The organism is Ochrobactrum sp. Q0168 (assembly GCF_016427605.1).
Taxonomy (GTDB): domain Bacteria; phylum Pseudomonadota; class Alphaproteobacteria; order Rhizobiales; family Rhizobiaceae; genus Brucella.
This window is the reverse complement of sequence record NZ_JAELXQ010000024.1, coordinates 19,366-38,687: the sequence shown is the minus strand read 5'-3', so window position 1 is coordinate 38,687 and position 19,322 is coordinate 19,366. Positions and strand designations below refer to the sequence as shown.

Genomic DNA, 19,322 nt, shown 5'->3' with positions numbered 1-19,322 from the left:
GTCTGGTAGAACTGACACTATGGAACGACCGATGACAAACGAAACAGGATGGCGCGGATCGCCCGACATCTGGCTTAAAGCGGCTTATGATGCACTGATCGAAAGCGGCGTGGAGGCCGTGCGCATTTTATCACTGGCCAAGCGGCTCGATCTGTCACGCACCAGTTTCTACTGGTTCTTCAAGGACCGTCGAGAATTGCTCGACACTCTTATCGCGCGTTGGCGCGATAAGAATACAGGTGCTCTACTGCGACAGACAAACGCCTATGCAGAAACAATCGAAGAAGCCGTTTTGAACGTTTTTGATTGCTGGTTTGATAGCGATCTATTTGACCCTGCTTTTGAATTCGCGATCCGCAGTTGGGCCCTTCAATCAGAAAAAGTTGAAAACGAAGTGCAGAAGGCCGACGTATTGCGTCTTCGGGGTCTTTCGCGGATGTTTGAACGTTTCGGATTTGATGAAGACATAGCCGATGTACGCGCGCGCACTATATATCTTGTGCAGATTGGCTATATCTCTATTCGAACGCAAGAAAAGACTGCACTGCGGCTAGCCCGTGTTCCATATTATGTCGAAGCCTTCACTGGCCGAGCACCGCAACACAAAGAACTTAACAGATTTCTTTCGCGACACGTGGAAAGATGAATATTCCCAAATCAATAAAATAATACCGACTAACGAACCGCCATCTGATTACCAGTCAAGTAGAGATTGAAGGGGGCGACCTATTCGGCTTCCAGATGGACACGTTTGTCGAATTGCTTCCGCAACTATGAAAAATGTTGCAACTTGACGAGAAACCGGCCTATCAGCAAGCCGCCTGATTTCTGATGGTCTTCAAGTTTTCTGAAGTCAGAATGACTACATTTTCGCAGGCAGCGCAGACTTGTGGAACGTGGTACCGCGTCGAAATGGAGATAAAACTTTGGCAGTTGGTCGTCAAACCATGCCCCCGCTCAATGCGCTGGTGGTTTTCGACAGCGCGGCCAGACTTGGCAGTTTCTCCCGTGCAGGTCAGGAACTGGGCCTTACCCAGAGCGCCGTCAGCCGACAGATCGGCAAGCTGGAAGCCTTCATTGGTTCAAAGCTCTTCAATCGTCTGCCGGTTGGCGTACAACTGACTGCCATGGGTGAAAGTTATGCCTCGGAAGTCAGTCGGCTCCTGGGCGATCTCAGCGCTGTCACAGATGGCCTTCGGGCGTGGATAGGCCCCCGGCAGATCACCATCGCCTGTTCGCGCGGCATTGCCGACCAGTGGTTTCTCTCGCGCATAGGCAAGTTGAAAGCAGAGATCTCAGGCATCGAAATCCGGCTGCGCGTAACGGATGACGTCGCCCATTTGCGCCTCGATGAGTTCGACCTTGCATTGTTTTATCGCAAAGAGCGCCCCATCGGCGTCAATCTGACGGTCCTCGGACGAGAGGAAGTCGTGCCGGTATCAGCGCCGGGTGTGCCCAATATCATGGAGCAGGAAGCGCCTGTGCTGCTTGCTATCGAAGATACGATGCGCGAGTGGCAGGGATGGCCGGAATGGTGGCACGACGCCCGACTGTCGCCGCCCATCGGCGCGCTGGAATGGCGGCTCGGCGATTACGGCCTTTGCGTCGCCGCGGCAACGCAAGGCATCGGCATCACGCTCGGCTGGACATGGCTGATCAAGGAACAGCTTGCGAGCGGGACTTTGGTGCCCGTGCATAGCCACATGATGCGGTCGGACGCCTATTTCTATCTGATGCGACCTGCCGACCGTCACCAGCGAAAAATCGTACGGGAAGTGGCCGACTGGCTGATTGCGAGCAATGGAACCGATCCGATCACGTAAAGATGATCGGATCGGCGAAACGCATCATTCCTGCGGGAGTGCGGCGCGGCGGCGCGACACCATGCGGAAGCGGATATATCCGAAAACGGTGATCACCAGCCAGGCAACCTGCGAAATAAAGGAACCGAGGTTGAAGTTCCAGGCCAGCGAATAGATCAGGGCGATGCCGCCCAGCACATTCAGCAGCGGAATGACCGGATCGTCGACGGTAAAAATACGCAATTGAATCAGCGCATAGCCAAGAAGGTAAAAGAACGCGCCCACCAAGCCGATAACATCCGGCAAACCCATTTTCGATCTCCAGGATCATCCAAATCTGAAAAAGCAGGGACAGCTTCCCCTACGGAAAAACGCCCCTGCCGGTACTGTTGGACGCTCCTTTATTCCTGTTCGCGCAAATGCCAAGACACACATTTCGCATGAGGGTATGCTTAAAAGTCATGCCCAGAAATCCGACATCAACCCTTGAAAATAAGGGCTACAGTAAGCTACCCCACCCGCAAAAGCCGATAAGCTATGACTTAAACACAGGGGTACAGAATGCCTGAGCAAAAAAGCCAGTTTCAATTGACGCGTCGTTCTTTCGTGGCGGGCGCAGCCGGCCTCGGTCTGGCGGGCATCACCGGCATGAGCGGCCTGATCACCTCGCCCGCTGCGGCGGCAGGCGAAGGCGCGCCAAAGAAAGGCGGAGTGCTCAAGCTCGGCATCGGCGGCGGCAGCACGACCGACAATTTTGATCCGCGCCTTCTGAAGGACTGGGTTCCGGTCAATCAGGCCTACATGCTGATGAACGGTCTTGTCGAAATCGACGCCAACAACAAGGCTGTGCCTGAACTGTTCGAAAGCTGGAAGCCGTCAGCCGACGCCAAGGAATGGACCTTCAAGGTTCGTCAGGGCGTGACCTTCCATAACGGCAAGACGCTTGACGCCGACGACGTCATCTATTCGATCAACCTTCATCGCGGCGAAACCACATCTGGCGCGCGTTCGCTCGCCTCGGAATTCACCGATGTCGCCAAGGTCGATGCTGGCACGGTCAAGATCACGCTGAAGAGCGGCAATGCCGATCTGCCTTACATCCTGTCCGATTATCACTTCCTCGTCGTTCCGAAAGACTGGACCGATTTCAACAAGCCGGTCGGCACCGGACCTTTCGTTTTCGAGCGTTTCCAGCCGGGCGTGCGTTCGCGTTTCACGCGCAATGAAAGCTATTGGAAGCCGAACACGGCATGGGTCGATGCGGTTGAAGTCATCGTTATCAACGATGTGTCTGCCCGTACCAACGCCATGATGTCCGGTCAGGTGCACGCCATCAACCAGCTCGACTTTAAGACCGTCGATCTGTTGAAGCGCAATCCGAACCTCAACATCGTCCAGTCGTCCGGCGGCCAGCACTTCTCCTTCCTGATGGATTGCACGCAGGCACCATTCACCGACAACAATGTCCGTCTTGCCGTCAAGCATGCCATCGACCGTGAACAGATGCTCAAGACCGCCTTGCGCGGCTATGGACGTCTCGGCAACGACAACCCGATCCCGAGCACCGACCCGTTCTTTGACGCAGCACTGCCGCAACGCGCCTATGACCCGGAAAAAGCCAAGTTCTATCTGAAACAGGCCGGCCTGGATTCGCTGAAAATCCAGCTGTCCGCTTCCGATGCAGCCTTCACGGGCGCTGTCGATGCCGCTGCGATCTTCCGCACCGCCGCCGCCAAGTCGGGCATCGAGATCGATATCAAGCGTGAACCGGCTGACGGCTATTGGGACAATGTCTGGATGAAAGCGCCGTTCTGCATGTCTTATCGTGGTGGTCGCCCGACTGCCGATCAGGCCCTGTCGGTCGCCTACGCATCCAACGCATCGCAAAACGATACGCATTGGAAGAGCGCCGATTTCGACGCCAAGCTGCTTGAAGCCCGTGCGATGCTTGATCAGGCCAAGCGCAAGGAAATCTACGCCGAATTGCAAGCCATGATCAGCAATGATGGCGGCGCGCTTATTCCAATGTTCGGCGACTATCTCGACGCCACCTCCAAAAAGCTCAAGGGCGTGACCACGCATCCGATGTTCAATCTGATGGGTGCGCGCCTTGCCGAAAAAGTCTGGCTGGAAGCATAAATGTTCGTTCTCATTACCAAGCGTGTGGGGCTCGGGATCCTCACGCTGTTCCTCGTGTCGGCGTTGATTTTCGCCGGCACGCAGATCCTGCCGGGTGACGTGGCCTCAGCCATTCTCGGCCAGAATGCCACGCCGGAAGCGCTTGCGACGCTCCGCGAGAACCTCGGCCTCAATCAACCTGTCCTCGCACGCTATTTCTCATGGCTGGCCGGTTTCGTGACCGGTGACCTCGGCACCTCGCTTGCCAACCAGCAGCCGGTGGCCGATCTCCTTTGGCCGCGTTTCTGGAATACGATGGCGCTTGCAGCCTTTGCAGCGGTGATCAGCGTCCCTATCGCCATTCTCTTTGGCCTCGTCACAGCGGTAAAGCGCGGCGGCATCTTCGACCGCGTCGTGAATATTGTGGCGCTCGCCTTTGTTTCACTGCCTGAATATTTCCTCGGTCTGCTGCTGATCCTGTTCCTGTCGATCCGCTTCAACCTTCTGCCGAGCCTTGCCGACACTTATGAAGGCATGACATTCCTCGAATGGGTTCAGGCAACCGCCCTGCCCGCACTGACCCTCGTCCTGGTGACCGTTGCGCAGATGATGCGCATGACCCGCACCGCAGTTTTGTCGGTTATGGATCAGGCCTATGTCGAGACAGCCTATCTGAAAGGTCTGCGCACCAAGCGCGTTGTGACCAAACACGCCTTGCCCAATGCGGCAGCGCCGATCGTCAATGTTGTAGCGTTCAACATCGCCTACCTCATCACCGGCGTGGTGCTCGTCGAAGCTGTCTTCAACTATAATGGCCTTGGCCGCTTCATGGTTGACGCCGTTTCCAAGCGTGACCTTCCGCTCGTGCAGGCTGCGGCCCTCGTCTTCGGTGGGGCCTATGTCATTCTCAATATCATCGCCGATGTCGCTGCCATCGCGCTCAATCCGCGCCTGAGGCACCCACGGTGAAGACAATGAAGAAATCTATTCCCCTGACGGCGTGGGTCGGCCTCGCCATTGTCACGCTGTGCCTTCTCATGTTCCTGTTTGGCCCAATGATCGCGCCTTATGGTCAGGAAGATATTGTCGGCGCGCCATTTGATCCGCCATCGGCGCAGTTCTGGTTCGGTCTCGATCAGAATGGCCGCGACATGCTCTCGCGCCTGCTCTTTGGTGCGCAGATGTCGATTGGTGTTTCACTGGCTGCATCGCTATTGTCGTTCAGCGTCGGCGTGCCTCTCGGTTTCCTTGCCGCCATTTTCGGTGGTTGGGTCGATACGATCCTGTCGCGCATCGTCGATACCGTCATGTGCATTCCGGTGCTCATTTCGGCGCTCGTCATCCTTCAGGCGCTCGGCTCTTCGCTGCCCGTGCTGATCATCACCATCGCATTGCTCGATTCCACCCGCGTGTTCCGTCTGGCGCGCATCGTTGCGCAAGGCGTCAATGTGCTGGAATATGCCGAAACCGCCCGCCTTCGCGGCGAAGGTCTCGGCTGGCTGATCTGGCGTGAAATCCTGCCCAACACGCTGCCGCCGCTGATCGCGGAATTTGGCCTGCGCTTTTGCTTCACCTTCCTTTTCGTGGCCGGTCTGTCGTTCCTCGGCCTCGGTATCCAGCCACCGTTTGCGGACTGGGGCGGCATGGTGAAGGACAACCAGCAGGCCATTCTCTACGGCCTCTACGCACCGCTTTTCCCGGCGGCTGCAATCGCCATCCTCACCGTTGGCGTCAACCTCGTCGTCGACTGGCTTCTCGCCGGACGCACGACCACGCAGGGAGCTGATCGATGAGCAGGGATATCGTACTTTCAATCTCCGACCTCGTCGTCAAAGCACCCAATGGCGCAACGCTTGTCGATCATGTCGATGTGACGCTGAAGCGTGGTGAAGTGCTGGGGCTCATTGGCGAGTCCGGTGCTGGCAAATCCACCATCGGTCTGGCTGCAATGGGCTATGGCCGTGGCGGCTGCAGGATCGCAAAGGGCACGGTCGTCGTTGACGATATTTCGCTGATGGACGGCTCTCGCGAGACCCGTGAAAAGGCGCGCGGCGCGCGCATCGCCTACGTCGCGCAAAGTGCGGCGGCGTCGTTCAATCCGGCGCATCGCATCGGCGATCAGATCATGGAAGGCCCGCTCTATCACGGCCTCATGACCAAAGCGGAAGCAAAGGCATGGATGCTGGAACTGTTGCACGCGCTGCAGCTTCCAGACCCGAACAATTTTGGTGACCGCTATCCCCATCAGGTTTCCGGTGGTCAGTTGCAGCGCGCCATGGTCGCCATGGCCATGTCCTGCCGCCCGGATATTCTGGTGCTGGACGAGCCGACCACCGCACTTGATGTGACGACCCAGATCGAAGTGCTGGCGCTTTTGCGCAGCCTGATCCAGCGTTACAACACTGCTGCTCTCTACATCACGCATGACCTGGCAGTGGTAGCCCAAATCGCCGACCGCATCATGGTTCTTCGTCATGGCAAGATGGTCGAACTTGGTTCTGCGGAAGAAATTCTCGAAGCACCCAAGCAGGACTATACCCAGCGTCTGGTGTCCGAGCGTGAAGCCAGCATTTCGGGCGAACAGGCCGAGCACAAGACCGGCGAAATCCTGCTCGAGGTGAAAAACGCAACCGCCTATTACGGCAAGAAACTCGTTCTGACCGATGTGGGTTGTTACATTCGTCGCGGCGAAACGCTTGCGGTTGTGGGCGAATCCGGCTCCGGCAAATCAACACTTGCGCGCATCATTGCAGGCCTGCCGCCGCACTCAAGCGGTATCGTCACGCTTGCCGGGCAACGGCTGGAAGCGAACTACAAAAAGCGTAGCCGCGAAGAACTGCGCCGCATTCAGCTCGTTTACCAGCTGCCTGATGTGGCATTGAACCCGCGCCAGACCGTTGGTGAAATCATCGGGCGTCCGATGAAGTTCTATTTCGGCATGAATGAGGACCAGCGCGAGATTGAGGTCAAGCGCCTGCTTGAACTCATCGGCCTGCCTGCCGATTTCGCCAGCCGCCTGCCGGGCGCGCTTTCCGGCGGACAGAAGCAGCGTGTTTGTATCGCCCGCGCGCTGGCAGCAAAGCCTGATCTCATCATCTGCGATGAAGTCACCTCGGCGCTCGACCCGCTTGTCGCGGAGGAAATTCTCAGACTTCTGCGCAAGTTGCAGGACGAATTGCATGTGTCATATCTCTTCATCACCCACGACCTTGGCGTCGTCCGTCGGCTCGCCGACCGCACCATGGTGATGCAGAAGGGCAAGGTGGTCGAAACCGGCACCACGAAGGCAATCTTCGAACCGCCTTACGAGCCCTATACGGAGCAACTCATCACATCCGTTCCGGAGCTGCGCCGCGACTGGCTGGACGACATCCTGAAAGCACGTGCCGCCAGTTGAACTACCGATGCGGCGCTAATGCCGCACCGGCTTCTCTTCATTGAAATTGGAACCGATCATGACCGTAAACGTCACCGAGCATCTGTGGATCACTCTGAAGGATGGCACCCGTCTTGGTGCGCGCCTGTGGCTGCCTGAAGGCGCCGAGGAAAATCCCGTTCCTGCCGTGCTCGAATATATTCCATACCGCAAGCGTGACGGCACGCGTGGCCGCGACGAGCCAATGCATGGCTACTTCGCGCAGAACGGCTATGCCGCGATCCGCGTCGACATGCGCGGCACGGGCGAATCCGACGGCCACATGGCTGACGAATATATCCAGCAGGAGCAGGACGATGCGCTGGAAGTCATCGCCTGGATCGCGGAGCAGCCATGGTGCAGCGGCAATGTCGGCATGATGGGCAAGAGCTGGGGCGGCTTCAACGGCCTTCAGGCTGCCGCCTGCCGCCCGCCTGCATTGAAGGCGATCATCACCGCCTATTCCACCGATGACCGTTTCCGCGACGACATCCACTACATGGGCGGCCTGCTGCTCAATGATAATCTCTGGTGGGGCACGATCATGCTCGCCTATCAGTCGCGTCCGCTCGATCCGGCGATTGTGGGCGCTGGCTGGCGCGATGCATGGATTGAACGTCTGGAGCGCCTGCCATTCTTCCCGGCGCTCTGGCTCGAACACCAGCATTACGACGAATATTGGAAGCATGGCTCGGTCTGCGAAGACTGGTCTGCAATCCAGTGCCCGGTTCTCGCCATTGGCGCATGGGCCGACAGCTACACCAATGCTGTTCCGCGCCTGCTTGAAAACCTTCAGGTTCCTGCGCGTGGTATTATCGGCCCATGGGGCCATGTCTATCCGCAGGACGGTCTGCCGGGTCCGGCAATCGGCTTCTTGCAGGAAGCTGTGCGCTGGTGGGACCAGTGGCTTAAGGGCAAAGAGACCGGCATCATGGATGAGCCGAAGCTCCGCGCCTATATCTGCGATACTATCGAGCCCACCGGCTCGCGCGACTTTACCAATGGCCGTTGGGTTGGCGAACAGAACTGGCCTTCGACCGAAATCGTACACACGCCTTTCGCGCTTGGCGCTGACTTCACGCTGGGCAAGGCCGATGCAGCCAAGGGTGTGCTTTCGATTTCCTCGCCAAACAGCCACGGCAAGGCCGGTGGCGAATGGATGGCGACCGGTTGCCCTGGCGAACACCCGACCGATCAGCGTCTTGACGACGGCGGTTCGCTCAACTTCGACACCGCTGTTCTGACCGAGAACCTCGAAATTCTCGGCGCGCCAGTTGCACGTCTGACATTCACCGTCGATCAGCCGGTTGCACAGGTTTCGCTGCGTCTGAGCGATATTCTGCCCGATGGCCGCATCACCCGCGTCAGCTATCAGGTCTTCAACCTCAACCACATCAACGGCCATGACAAGCCGGAAATGCTGGTACCGGGCAAGACCTACGAAATTGCGATCAAGCTCAACGATAGCGGCTACAGCTTCAAGCAAGGCCATCGCATCCGTCTTTCGGTTGCAACTGGCTACTGGCCGATGGTCTGGCCATCACCAAAGCGTGTGACACTCACGCTCGACACCGTTTCATCAGTTCTTGATCTGCCAGTGCGCCCGACATCCGCCGATGACGCGAAGGTCGTCTTCCAGAAGCCAGCACATGGCCCTGCAACGCCTATGACCCAGCTTGATCCGGGCAGCGTGCGTCGCTGGACCGAGCAGGATCACGTCACCGGCGAAACGCTCTATGTGACGGAAGGCATTGGTGGCCTGTTCGGCGAAGGCATTTTGCGCTTTGACGATCTCGGCACGCAATTAAGCCACAGCCTCAAGCGTGAACTGCGTATCCATGACAATGATCCGTTGTCCGCGTCTTATGTGCTGACACAGGGCTATCAGATGGGCCGCGAAGGCTGGATGATCGATATTGAAAGCACCACCAAGATGCAGTCGGACGCAGCGAATTTCTATATTTCTGGCGTGTTGACGGCAAAGGAAAGTGGTGAAGCGGTGACAACCCGCGAATGGAACAAGACCATTCCGCGCTATCATCTTTGAATAAGTACTACAAGCGGTGGCGTCGCCTAAAGGATTTTGCTGAGCGCGGTGATATTCACAGAGCATGACCGAAGACCAGCCTGTTCAAGTTAGACGCCACCGTTTTCCAGAAGATCATTGCACATGTAGTGTGGCTTTATTATCAGTTTCCACTGAGCTTACACGACGTAGGAGACAGGAACTTTTTGGCGCTTGAGGTGCTCAACGGCCCTTCGAAGTTGCAACGCAGAAGAGACCCAGGTCTCCGAGTGCAGAGGAGGTGACCACGAACTCGCTGTGTAGTGCCTCGATCTGGTCGCGACCCTCGGCATCGGTAAGGACGACCACTCCTTTGCGCCCTTCTACCAGAATACGCAACGGGTCGGCGAGAGAGGTGGAGCCGCCGACGTACTCCCTTGCAAGATGAACGACTTCATCGACGGTGCAGCGCATCCTGATCCCGTCGTCTACCAGGGCTATCGTCTCGAAGCCACCGCCCCAGTACGCGGTGTAATCCTCGAAAACCTTCGGCCAGGAGCGATTGCATTGAGCCAGAGACGTCGATCATCAACGAATCGCACGGCGCCGACACAGGGGGGGGGGTGCCGCGGAGCAGGACACGGGGCATGATGGCCCTGACTTGCTGCTGGAACTCCTCCAACCGTGCGACATTTGACGGCATGAGGTCTCCTATCTGGACGCAGCGTGCCGCAGTCGCCGCATCGACGCCTGTAGCATGTCAGAGACGGGACCGTGGTTAACTAGCAGGACTTGGGCTGGAGAAGCTATCCTAAGTGCATCATGCCGTTGATGAGGCATATCGGGCGTCGGCTGCCCGGCCTTCGCCGCCGTGATGGCTTCGAGGTTCGCGAAGATTTCTTCGCGAATCCCGCCGCGATTGACGGTCGCGTAATGCACCCCGTCTTTATAATTCTCCGGAAACTGAACGCGATCATTGGCAGCCCATGCCTGCCACACGACAACCATACCGACGGCGGTCAAAACAAGAACAGATGTAAGACTGAGCCTTTTCGCTTGTAGAAATCTTTTCAGATCATAAAGTGATACAAAAGTGAATATGTGCCTGTTGGACAGGGTCGGTTATTGCTTTAATGGCGATTGCATTGATCGGTCCGTTGTGGGTGAGGGGCCGAACCGCATGGCGAACGGGCGCTTTAAATTGTCACCAGGCTTTAAACGTCACTGATGTCTCCGGGAAACGTTACCGGTTCGAGGAGTTCGATGATCTCACCTGCTATGCCCTCGAAAATAGCATTGTGAACGGTGATGGCTGGCGTTCCGAGTTCCAGCGTCTCAGGCCCGTAAAGTTTCGTGGCGCCCGCTTCCACAATTCGTTGAACGGCAAGGTCGAGATTTGAAACCGTTAGACAGATATGGGCGAGCGCACCTGTGACAACTTCTTGCGGATGGCTTGCCGGATTGCCTTGCATGGGGATCGTTGCCTGAAGATCGAACAGCTCGATCCAGCTCTTGTGATCGGGTGCTTGCATCATCACGGCCTGCTCTATCGAATATTGCGGCAATTGCCAGTGATGCACTTGTCGAAAGCCCAGAGCCTCGTAGAATGAAACTGATCGTGGCAGGTTTGGGCATCGTATCGAATAGTGATGGAAGCCGAGAAATAATTGATCTGTCATAGTAATCTCACACTGTTTTTACGCAGCGCATCATAGGCAAGCAGTAGCGATGGACCAGACTGACAATTTTGACATAGCTGTCCCGGATTGGACGACAACGCACGAGCGTAACAAAGGTCTCCTTCATCAGTGGTGTGATCTTGCCGCAGGTCTGGAAACCATTCGAGGACAATGGAAGGCGTCCATAGTGGTCACACTTGCTGAGACCCCTATCGGGGTACCAGAGTTGCAAAAACGCCTTGTTCCGGCAAATCGCCGGGTTCTGGTGCGCGCTTTACGTGAACTTGAAGCTGCGGAACTGATCGTCCGCAACCAGACGAGCGGCGTCGGATATTCGCTGACGAGCCAAGGTATGGCACTTGCCGGAATTCTTCTGGATCTGGCCGCATGGCACAAAGCGCGTAATGGTTATGTCGCAAATTTTTCATCAGGTTAAAAGCGGCCTGATCTTCAGACGCAATTATGCTGCAAGCTCCGCAAAGACCTCGAATGGCGAGCGGTTGTCATTGGCAAATTGGTTCTTGCGGATCATATGTGCCACTTCGATGCCCGCGATTGTCTCTGAGGCTGAATGAAATGCCTTGAAGCCCAACATGTGTTTGGTAATTCGCTTGATAAACCGGTGATCCTGCTCAAGGATGTTGTTGAGATATTTAATCTGCAGGATTTCAATCATCTTGCTGTGACCGGTGATTTTCAGGATTGTGTTTACAGCTTGTGCTCCGGCCAGATTGGCTCGGCTTTTATCAATGACAATTTTGTCTGGAACACCGTTGCTAGTGATGGCTTTCTTGAAGAACCGCCGTGCAGCGCCGAGATTTCGGCGTTCGGCGAGCATGAAATCAACCTTTTGGCCGTCACGATCAACGGCTCGGTACAGATAGGTCCATTGACCACGAACCTTGATATAGGTCTCGTCAACACGCCATGACGCAAGCGTTCGACGTTTACGCTTCTGTGCATGATCTGCGATCTGTGGCGCGTAACGGACAACCCAACGGTTCAATGTTGCATAGTCAACGTTCACACCACGTTCGGCCATAATTTCCTGCAAGTCACGATAGGAACCGGGATAGCGCACGTAAAAGAAAACGGCGTAAAGGATGACACTTTTAGGAAAATGAGCCCCTTTGAAATCGATTGCCATACCCTGTCACCTCACCCAACGTCCGCACCGAAGCGACAATAGCGCAGCAGAAGTGAAAAATTCGCGACAGAACCTTCTTGATACCATCAGGGACGGACACCCAAAAAACGCCGCTCCTGGTCGTGTCTCCGATCTACTGTCCGATTCATGAAATGACGCCCGGCCCAGGCATGTTCGACCTTGACGCCCTGGCCAAGGGCGAGACGAAGTTTGTTGCTCTCGGCCAGCCCGAGGAAACACGCGCCGGCAAGCTCACCCTGAGCATTGTCCGCGAACATCTCAAAGCCATCGTCGAGCAACGCGTGCGCGATGACGCCAATATGCGTTATCTTGATGGGCTGGAACTATACGGGGCGTTGGACCATGAGCGTCTGCCGCTGCCGGATCGGCTGCACCCCGACGCCGAAACGCACCGCATTATCGGAGCCCGATTTGCGCCGGTCCTCCGAGAAATGACGCCGTCGGCGAAAAAACAGGCCTGAGCGCCAACAGACTCTGCGCCAACTCTTCCTCGCCTGACAAACCTGGACTTCGCACAAAGGGTTGCAAGCTCTCGGTTGAGTTCGTGAAGTTACTTCGCAGTGTCCCCTTTAGCCAGCCACTCACCAGAAGCCGCAGGTCTCCTTCCCACCCCATCATAGTCGTTAGCACTAAAAAAGCGGAATGACCGCTTTGGAGTGCGTGTGTGAATTGTACGGTAATGTCGGCAATGGAGACGCGTTTCTGACTGGCAGTTTTCGACCACATTACGGTCGAAACGACGGAGCTATATCTTCACCAAGGCCCACGCCTGTGCCAATATCGATGAAACTGGTTTCACTTTCAGCAGGAGAAATTGCGACAGTTACAATTTCACTCTCTCAAACCGACCTGCTTCCCTCTCTCCACCGTGAACAAATTATCAGCCATGAAGTCCACGAAGACGCGAATCTTCGGTGATAGATAACGGCTCGTCGGCCAAAGAACACGGAAGATGCCCGCTTCTGCTGTGAAGCCGTCGAGTATCGATACCAGCTTCCCCTCATTTATATGTTGGGCCACTGCGAAATGGGGCAAGCAGGTTATGCCCAAACCGTTCTCGGCGAGGTGGATGAGCGGTTCAAGTGTGCTGGCCACTGTCGTTGTTGGCAGCGTGACATGCAAGACTTTGCCGTCTCTGGCCAACGGCCATGGCTCCAGTTTGCCTGAATTGGCATATCGGTGGTGCATGCAGCGATGGCGTTGCAGGTCTTCCGGCGCCAGCGGCACGCCTTCTCTTTGCAAATATCCAGGCGAGGCGACTATCCGGTGCCTGAAGGAGCCAAGTTTGCGGCTCATCAGCCGCGTGTCACGCATTTCACCGGTACGGACAACGGCATCGAAACCTTCTTCGATCACGTCAACCAGGCGGTCCGTGAAATCGAGGTCCAGGGTGATTTCGGGGTAAGCTTTCATGAATGCCGATATCGCTGGCATCAGCAGCACGCCTGTCAGGGGAAAACTCACGCGCAACAGGCCATGAGGCTTACTGCGGGACCGTGAAAGCTGCGCCTGCGCCACATCCAGTTCAGACAGAATACGCCGGCAGGTATCCAGAAAAAAGCTGCCTTCCTCCGTCAGTGTCATGCTGCGCGTTGAGCGATGAAAAAGGCGCACCCCCATCTCCTGTTCAAGACGCGCGATTGCCTTGCCAACCGCCGAGCTGGAGAGACCAAGTCGCTTAGAGGCCGCAACAAAGCTGCCGCCTTCCGCCGCCTGAACGAAAATACCCAACGCACCAAGCTTATCCATGTCCATCCTATTAAGGAATAAATTTCCGCTCTTATCGGAATACCAGACCATTTATCGCGTATCGCGCAGCCGATATCCAGCCTGTCGCGGCAGCCAATGCCGATTTTCATCAGAGGAAGACACATGGATATGAAGTTCGCCGCCGGATTTGCCGCCTCTCCGGAACCTACCATTTTTATCGTCAACGTCGTTCATGCCCATCCGGGAAAGCAGGATGAAGCGTTTCAAATCATTCAAGACGTGGTGCATTACGTGGCAGAGAGAAAGCCGGGGTTTCTGTGGAGCAATCTCGCCAAGAGCACTGACGGGCTGACCGTGGTCAACATTGAAGCAATTCAGGGTGCAAGCAACGTAGACGAGTTCTTTTCCGATCCGGTTTTCGTTGAAAAATTCCGTAAGCTCGTCGCCGTCTCAACCAGCGAATTCCATACGTATAGCGTCGGCGACCTGGTTTTGCCCAAACTCGGACGGAAGGGTTGAACACTACGGCCCCCTCCACTCCCGACGGCCGCAAAACGAGCGAAAGGCCGGAGGATGCTCGCTTGCCGATGTTAGCCCTTCTTGCCCTTGCCATGGCTGGTTTCATCACCATCCTGACAGAGGTCGCATGTCTGTTCTGGATATTCCTCTTCGAAAAGCGCTGCAATTATTCTATGCGCCACCTCCGTTACGGCGTTCTATTTTAAAAGAGGATGTCCGTCTTGACCGCAAGAAAGAGGCAGGCGGCAACCGAAGCCGAGGTGGAGATTTCCATGGGGCTTTCTGGTCAGATGTGAAGAAGCATATCTCGGGCAACGGTGATCTTGCACAACTGACCGATGCCCGCATAGAGTCGAACAAACGGCTCAAGCGACTATACCCGTTGCTGAAAGACGGCGTTCTTGAACTTCTCAGCGCAAAATTGCGTTGGTCAAATGAACTGGTTGAGATCATCCCCCAAAAGCGTGCACGGCAACCTACGAATCGAAGAGCCAGGTGGCACAATCCGAATACGGGACGCCCTGCACGCAAAGGTGAGAAGCGAATACACCCGTGTCGTATATGCCTACTTTAGCGAAGAACCCGCCCTCTCCGAAGAGGGCGGACGATTGGGGCTGTGGGTGATGCAACATATGCTGTCAAACCTCGATCCGGATGACATGCGCATCATTGCCCCACTTCGAAAGACCTTCTTTTCACCACGAGCCACACCGTTGCTGGGCGATGAAGAGACAGTGTTTCGTGAAAGATACAGTTCATTGATTGTTGAATGGGAGCATTTGACACGCGAGTGAGACAGGTCTCGGCCTTTCGAGGCTATCGAACATTCTTCAGCACATCAAGAAATGCGACGGCCTGACATTGGAATCTGCCCTCGTTTTATGCCCGCTTTTCTGATGCAAACTGTCCCGCCGACCTGTCCGAAAAAAAGACGCATATCCGCTTGTTCTAAAATGCACGGCGCCGCTCAATGCGGGGCCGTTATTGTTAAATATCTGTATGCTCTGCCAATTCCAGCGCGTCCTCAATGTCCACACCGAGATACCTGACCGTGTTCTCGATCTTGGTATGCCTGAGGAGGATCTGGATTGCTCGAAGATTGCCCGTCGCCTTGTAGATCATCGCGGCCTTTGTGCGCCGAAGCGAGTGAGTGCCATAGTCTTCGCGTCGCAGCCCGATTGCGGTGACCCACTCATCGACCAACCTGGCATACTGTCGAGTGCTCAGATGATCGCTGTGATCGACCCAGCTAGGAAAAGCATAGTCCTCCACTGTTCCTCCTCTCCGTTCGAGCCAAGCAAGCAAACTCGCCCTGACGTTAGGTGTGATCTCGAATTGCACGGGACGTGCACCGGAAGGCTCGGAAACTCCTGTGCAGAAATATCGCTCACAACAACTCAGACGAAAGGCGTTGGCGAAGCCGCTTTGAGGTGGCCGCGAAGTGTTTCGGTCGTGTATTCGTGGCGATAGAGACCCCGCTTGCGCAGGATCGGCACCAGTTCATCTGCGATCACCGGCAGACCATCGATCAACCGGTCAGGCTGCAGGTTGAAGCCATCGATGGCGCCAGCGTGGAACCAGTCCTCGATATGGTCGGCTAGCTGCTCCGGCGTACCGACGAAACCGGCGTGGCCCGAACCGGTGTAACGGGTCTGGCGCAGATATTCGCGCACCGTCGGGTTGGTCTTTCGTATCTGCGTTATGATGGATTCGCGAAAACCGATACTGCCAAGGAAGGCTTTGGCGTCCCTTATCGGCCCCAGGATCTCTTCGGGAAACGGCTCGTCCAGTTCCAGCTTCGAGGCATCGTAGCCGATGGCCTGCGACAGCCAACCCACCGAATACGACGCCGGGCCGGCATCGTGGATTTCATCGCTGCGGCGACGCGCCTCCTCTTCCGTGCTGCCAAGACTCAGCAAGAGACCCGGCAGGATTTTTACATCATCCGGTGAGCGGCCATTGTCGCGGGCAAATCCCTTGACCAGCCGGTAATGTTCGATTGCCTGCGCCTTGGTCAGTTCTGCTGCAAATACCCCTTCGGCAATTCGGCCTGCCAGTGTGCGGCCCTGCGGTGAGCCACCGGCCTGAAAGATGACTGGCTGGCCCTGTTTTGATGGCGGCACACGTAGGCGACCAGAAATGTTAAAAAACTCGCCCTGATGATTAATGTCGCGCCCGTCAGCCGCCGAAGCCCATAGAGCACGCACTACATCGACAAATTCGCTTGCCCGCTCATAGCGGTCATCGCGGGCCGGAATGTCGGGAATGCCGAAATTGCGCGCAGCCGGCGCGCCACGGGTGGTCACGACATTCCATGCCGCACGTCCACCAGTCTGTTGGTCCCAGGATAAAAAGCGCTCAGCCAGTTCAAATGGATCGTTGAAGGTTGAAGAGGCCGTCGCCACCAGACCAACATGCGAGGTTGCTGCCGCCACGTGACCCCAATTGACCGAAGGTTCCAGCCTTATTGGATTGGCATCATAGGCCGGGTCACCGAGCAGCGGTCCATCTGCCAGAAACAGCGCATCCAGCGTGCCGCGTTCGGCCGTTTTGCCAATATTCTCCCAATAGGCCGGATCAATGAAGGCATCCTTTTCCAGCAATGGCGTTTTCCACGCCGCCGGCAGATAGCCGAGAACCAGCACGTTGATGCCGAGCAGGACGTGGCCAGATCGTTTGTTTGTCATCTGAAATGTCTCCAATACCGTCTACAGCGCGACATGAGGTTTTGGCGCCGGGAAAGCAGCACGCACCGTGGATAGCAGCGGCTGCGGTGGGACGAGCTTGATGGCATCTCGCAGGGAGCCGCCAAGCGGCGTTGTTTCAAAACCATCCGCCAACAGGCGCTCTGCCGCCTCCAGCAACGCGCGCACCGACTGCTCGTTGCCTGCCTTCAGCACGACACCGGTCACACCTTGGGTGGGTGGTGTCTCCTCCAAGGAGACTACGGGCACAGCACCCGCGCCACCCAACACCAGCTCAATCGGGTTATTGTCTCCCGCAGGTGGAGCATCCGCATTTGTGTGGCCGTACCAAGCAATGACCGAGGCACCGGTCTGTGGTTCCGGTGCATTGAGCGGTCCGGCAATGGAAAAGCTGTTGGCAATATCGACATGCACGATACGGTCCGACTGCACGAGAATGCCGCTTTCAAGGTCGCCGATGATCGTGTCATACGGCCAGCTTTGCTCCAGCGCTCTCACGGCAACGGCCATGTCATAGGCCGTCTTGGCATTCAGCTGCGCACCGCCGCCAAGCCCCGCCCCGCCCCATGCCGGAGCATCCTTTGGCCCTTCCGGTGCATAGGCATCACGAATACCGACAAGCAGGCCACTGCGTCCGCCCGAGAGATGGGCAAGCGACGCAACACGGCGTGCCAGATTATAGGGGTGGTCACGTTGTGGTGCAGCGGCAATCAGGAAGCGGCCGTTTTCGGTCGCACCGGCCAGCGTGGCACCGGCGGCACTGCTGGCAAGCGTCACGGCTGCCGGCTCGCTCCCATCGATGCGGTCGATGCCAAGCACCGTAAAGGCAACCGGCAAGGCATCCCAGCGTGCTAGCAGTTCACGGCTGCCGGTCAGTTCCACCAGATGTGGACCGGCCAATGCAAGGGCGAGATAAGGTCTGGTCATGGTGCCGCTCCTCAGTTGCCCTGCCCGCCGCGACCAAGCCGCGCGAGGCTCGACACCGGCGACTTGTCGTTGACCATATAGTCACCAAGGATGCGGGCCTTGTAGGCAACCGGATTGTGCGAGGCCAGCGTACGGGCGTTGCGCCAGTGGCGATCGAGCGCGGTTTCCTCTGATGTGGCCGAGGCGCCAAGCGCGTTGAACACATGGGTGGCGGCATAAAGCGTGTTGTCGACAATGGCGATCTGCGCCTGCGCAACAGCCACTTCACCGGCTGTGGCGCGCTTGTCGCGCAGTTCCACATCACCGGCAGCGTGGGCGGCAGCAATAAGGTCAAGCGAAGCTGCTGCACGGCGAAGTGCCGCTTCGGTCGTAAAGGCACGCACCGAAACCTCACCAATCACCTGCAACAATTGCGCATCCAGTGCCGGCACCGGATCAAGCCCTTGCGGATAATTGCGGCCACGGGATTTGAGTGCCTTGATACCATCACTCAGCACGGACCGGGTGATGCCGGTCAGCACCGCCAGCAGCGCCGTCTGGTAGAAATGCCCCTGATAGACAACACGTTCGCTGGCTGGAAAAACATCGCCCTCATGCGCCACAACATCCGTGTAAACAGCGCTGCCGCTGGCCGTGGTGCGTTGGCCAAAACCCGGCCAGTCATCGGACAGCTCAACGCCGGGCTGGTGGCGGTTGACGAGTGTGGTGATCAGCGTGCCGTCGGCGTCCTTGCCGATAACATCCAGCCAGTCGGCATAAAGGCTGCCGGTGGCATAAAACTTGGCGCCGGATACCCGGTAGTGGTCATCGGTTTTAGTGACTGTGGTCTTGATGGTGGCATAGGTGCCGTTATTGGCTTCCGTCCAGCCGCCACCAACAAATTCGCGGTCGCGGAAGCGCTGCAGCCAACGTTCATTGGCGGCGGATGGCCGGGCATTGAGGCGGTCCTCAACAAAGGCCAGATGGTTGCGCCAGATATGGGCGACATTGGCGTCGGCCTCTGCCAGCAGGGAAAGCAGGTAAAACACCTGCTCAAGCGAGGCACCAAAACCGCCAAACTCCACCGGCACACGCACAAGAGCAAAATCGGCATCCTTCAGCCACTGCACCTGTTCAAAGGGAAAGGTGCGGTTGCGCTCACGCTCAATACTGCCTTCGGCAATACGGTCAAAGACCGGCTGGAAGCGCTCGACGAGCGCCTTTTCTCGTGCCGTTGCGGGGCGCAAATAGCTACGTGAAATCGTTGCATCCACTGCGGTCATGTCATTCTCCTT

The 19,322-nt window shown here is 56.8% G+C and carries 19 protein-coding genes and 2 pseudogenes; 12 read left to right on the top strand and 9 right to left on the bottom strand.

Annotated features, from left to right (window positions below):
* Nucleotides 1–19: 19 nt before the first annotated feature.
* Together JAU75_RS22605 and JAU75_RS22600 are read left to right on the top strand one after the other, a co-directional pair.
* On the top strand, nt 20–646 hold the full coding sequence (locus JAU75_RS22605; RefSeq protein WP_199058744.1) for a TetR/AcrR family transcriptional regulator: 627 nt from the start codon (nt 20–22) through the stop codon (nt 644–646).
* A 280-nt stretch (nt 647–926) separates the two neighbouring features.
* On the top strand, nt 927–1,823 hold the full coding sequence (locus JAU75_RS22600; protein WP_199058743.1) for a LysR substrate-binding domain-containing protein: 897 nt from the start codon (nt 927–929) through the stop codon (nt 1,821–1,823).
* A 24-nt stretch (nt 1,824–1,847) separates the two neighbouring features.
* Here the strand turns inward: JAU75_RS22600 and JAU75_RS22595 are convergent, their stop codons facing one another.
* Complete coding sequence (locus tag JAU75_RS22595) at nt 1,848–2,114, bottom strand: cyclic nucleotide-binding protein (RefSeq protein ID WP_199058742.1); 267 nt, start codon at nt 2,112–2,114, stop codon at nt 1,848–1,850.
* Nucleotides 2,115–2,363: 249 nt separating this feature from the next.
* Between JAU75_RS22595 and JAU75_RS22590 the strand changes: the two genes are divergently transcribed.
* The 6 genes and pseudogenes from JAU75_RS22590 to JAU75_RS24150 all read left to right on the top strand — a co-directional run.
* Nucleotides 2,364–3,941: an ABC transporter substrate-binding protein gene (locus JAU75_RS22590; protein WP_199058741.1), complete on the top strand. Its 1,578-nt coding sequence runs from the start codon at nt 2,364–2,366 to the stop codon at nt 3,939–3,941.
* The gene (locus tag JAU75_RS22585; protein WP_199058740.1) at nt 3,942–4,889 is read left to right on the top strand and encodes an ABC transporter permease; all 948 of its coding nucleotides are present in this window, start codon (nt 3,942–3,944) and stop codon (nt 4,887–4,889) included.
* A 5-nt stretch (nt 4,890–4,894) separates the two neighbouring features.
* A complete protein-coding gene (locus JAU75_RS22580; protein WP_121539578.1) occupies nt 4,895–5,713 on the top strand; it encodes an ABC transporter permease in 819 nt (272 codons plus the stop codon).
* Nucleotides 5,710–7,317, top strand: coding sequence for an ABC transporter ATP-binding protein (locus JAU75_RS22575; RefSeq protein WP_199058739.1), 1,608 nt, complete (start codon nt 5,710–5,712; stop codon nt 7,315–7,317). The genes JAU75_RS22580 and JAU75_RS22575 overlap by 4 nt, the downstream gene beginning before the upstream one ends.
* Before the next feature lie 58 nt (nt 7,318–7,375).
* Nucleotides 7,376–9,382, top strand: a complete 2,007-nt coding sequence (locus tag JAU75_RS22570; RefSeq protein ID WP_199058738.1) for a CocE/NonD family hydrolase — start codon at nt 7,376–7,378, stop codon at nt 9,380–9,382.
* 64 nt (nt 9,383–9,446) lie between these two features.
* Nucleotides 9,447–9,558 (top strand): annotated as a pseudogene (locus JAU75_RS24150) (IS6 family transposase); the annotation flags it as partial.
* Nucleotides 9,559–9,583: 25 nt separating this feature from the next.
* Here the strand turns inward: JAU75_RS24150 and JAU75_RS22565 are convergent.
* Nucleotides 9,584–9,814, bottom strand: a complete 231-nt coding sequence (locus JAU75_RS22565; RefSeq protein ID WP_199058737.1) for a hypothetical protein — start codon at nt 9,812–9,814, stop codon at nt 9,584–9,586.
* A 740-nt stretch (nt 9,815–10,554) separates the two neighbouring features.
* Complete coding sequence (locus tag JAU75_RS22560; RefSeq protein WP_199058736.1) at nt 10,555–11,019, bottom strand: VOC family protein; 465 nt, start codon at nt 11,017–11,019, stop codon at nt 10,555–10,557.
* A gap of 49 nt (nt 11,020–11,068) precedes the next feature.
* On the opposite strand from JAU75_RS22560, the gene JAU75_RS22555 reads away from it, so the two are divergent.
* Nucleotides 11,069–11,455, top strand: coding sequence for a helix-turn-helix domain-containing protein (locus tag JAU75_RS22555; RefSeq protein ID WP_199058735.1), 387 nt, complete (start codon nt 11,069–11,071; stop codon nt 11,453–11,455).
* 24 nt (nt 11,456–11,479) lie between these two features.
* Here the strand turns inward: JAU75_RS22555 and JAU75_RS22550 are convergent, their stop codons facing one another.
* The gene (locus JAU75_RS22550) at nt 11,480–12,166 is read right to left on the bottom strand and encodes an IS6 family transposase (protein WP_199058734.1); all 687 of its coding nucleotides are present in this window, start codon (nt 12,164–12,166) and stop codon (nt 11,480–11,482) included.
* A gap of 170 nt (nt 12,167–12,336) precedes the next feature.
* Between JAU75_RS22550 and JAU75_RS22545 the strand changes: the two genes are divergently transcribed.
* Nucleotides 12,337–12,648, top strand: coding sequence for a hypothetical protein (locus tag JAU75_RS22545; RefSeq protein ID WP_199058733.1), 312 nt, complete (start codon nt 12,337–12,339; stop codon nt 12,646–12,648).
* A gap of 370 nt (nt 12,649–13,018) precedes the next feature.
* Here JAU75_RS22545 and JAU75_RS22540 read toward each other — a convergent pair whose 3' ends face one another.
* Complete coding sequence (locus tag JAU75_RS22540) at nt 13,019–13,936, bottom strand: LysR family transcriptional regulator (RefSeq protein WP_199058732.1); 918 nt, start codon at nt 13,934–13,936, stop codon at nt 13,019–13,021.
* Nucleotides 13,937–14,059: 123 nt separating this feature from the next.
* Here JAU75_RS22540 and JAU75_RS22535 point away from each other — a divergent pair, with 123 nt between their 5' ends.
* Both JAU75_RS22535 and JAU75_RS22530 read left to right on the top strand, forming a co-directional pair.
* Nucleotides 14,060–14,416 (top strand): antibiotic biosynthesis monooxygenase, encoded by a 357-nt coding sequence (locus JAU75_RS22535; RefSeq protein ID WP_199058731.1) that lies wholly within the window; start codon nt 14,060–14,062, stop codon nt 14,414–14,416.
* A 401-nt stretch (nt 14,417–14,817) separates the two neighbouring features.
* Complete coding sequence (locus JAU75_RS22530) at nt 14,818–15,210, top strand: hypothetical protein (protein ID WP_199058730.1); 393 nt, start codon at nt 14,818–14,820, stop codon at nt 15,208–15,210.
* A gap of 193 nt (nt 15,211–15,403) precedes the next feature.
* On the opposite strand, the pseudogene JAU75_RS22525 reads toward JAU75_RS22530, so the two are convergent.
* The 4 genes and pseudogenes from JAU75_RS22525 to JAU75_RS22510 all read right to left on the bottom strand — a co-directional run.
* A pseudogene (locus JAU75_RS22525) lies at nt 15,404–15,766 on the bottom strand (tyrosine-type recombinase/integrase); the annotation flags it as partial.
* Nucleotides 15,767–15,813: 47 nt separating this feature from the next.
* Nucleotides 15,814–17,103: an NtaA/DmoA family FMN-dependent monooxygenase gene (locus tag JAU75_RS22520; protein ID WP_199058729.1), complete on the bottom strand. Its 1,290-nt coding sequence runs from the start codon at nt 17,101–17,103 to the stop codon at nt 15,814–15,816.
* 21 nt (nt 17,104–17,124) lie between these two features.
* A complete protein-coding gene (locus JAU75_RS22515) occupies nt 17,125–18,048 on the bottom strand; it encodes an LLM class flavin-dependent oxidoreductase (protein WP_199058728.1) in 924 nt (307 codons plus the stop codon).
* 11 nt (nt 18,049–18,059) lie between these two features.
* Entirely contained in the window at nt 18,060–19,310 is a 1,251-nt protein-coding gene (locus tag JAU75_RS22510; protein WP_199058727.1) for an acyl-CoA dehydrogenase family protein, read from the bottom strand.
* Between the last annotated feature and the right edge of the window lie 12 nt (nt 19,311–19,322).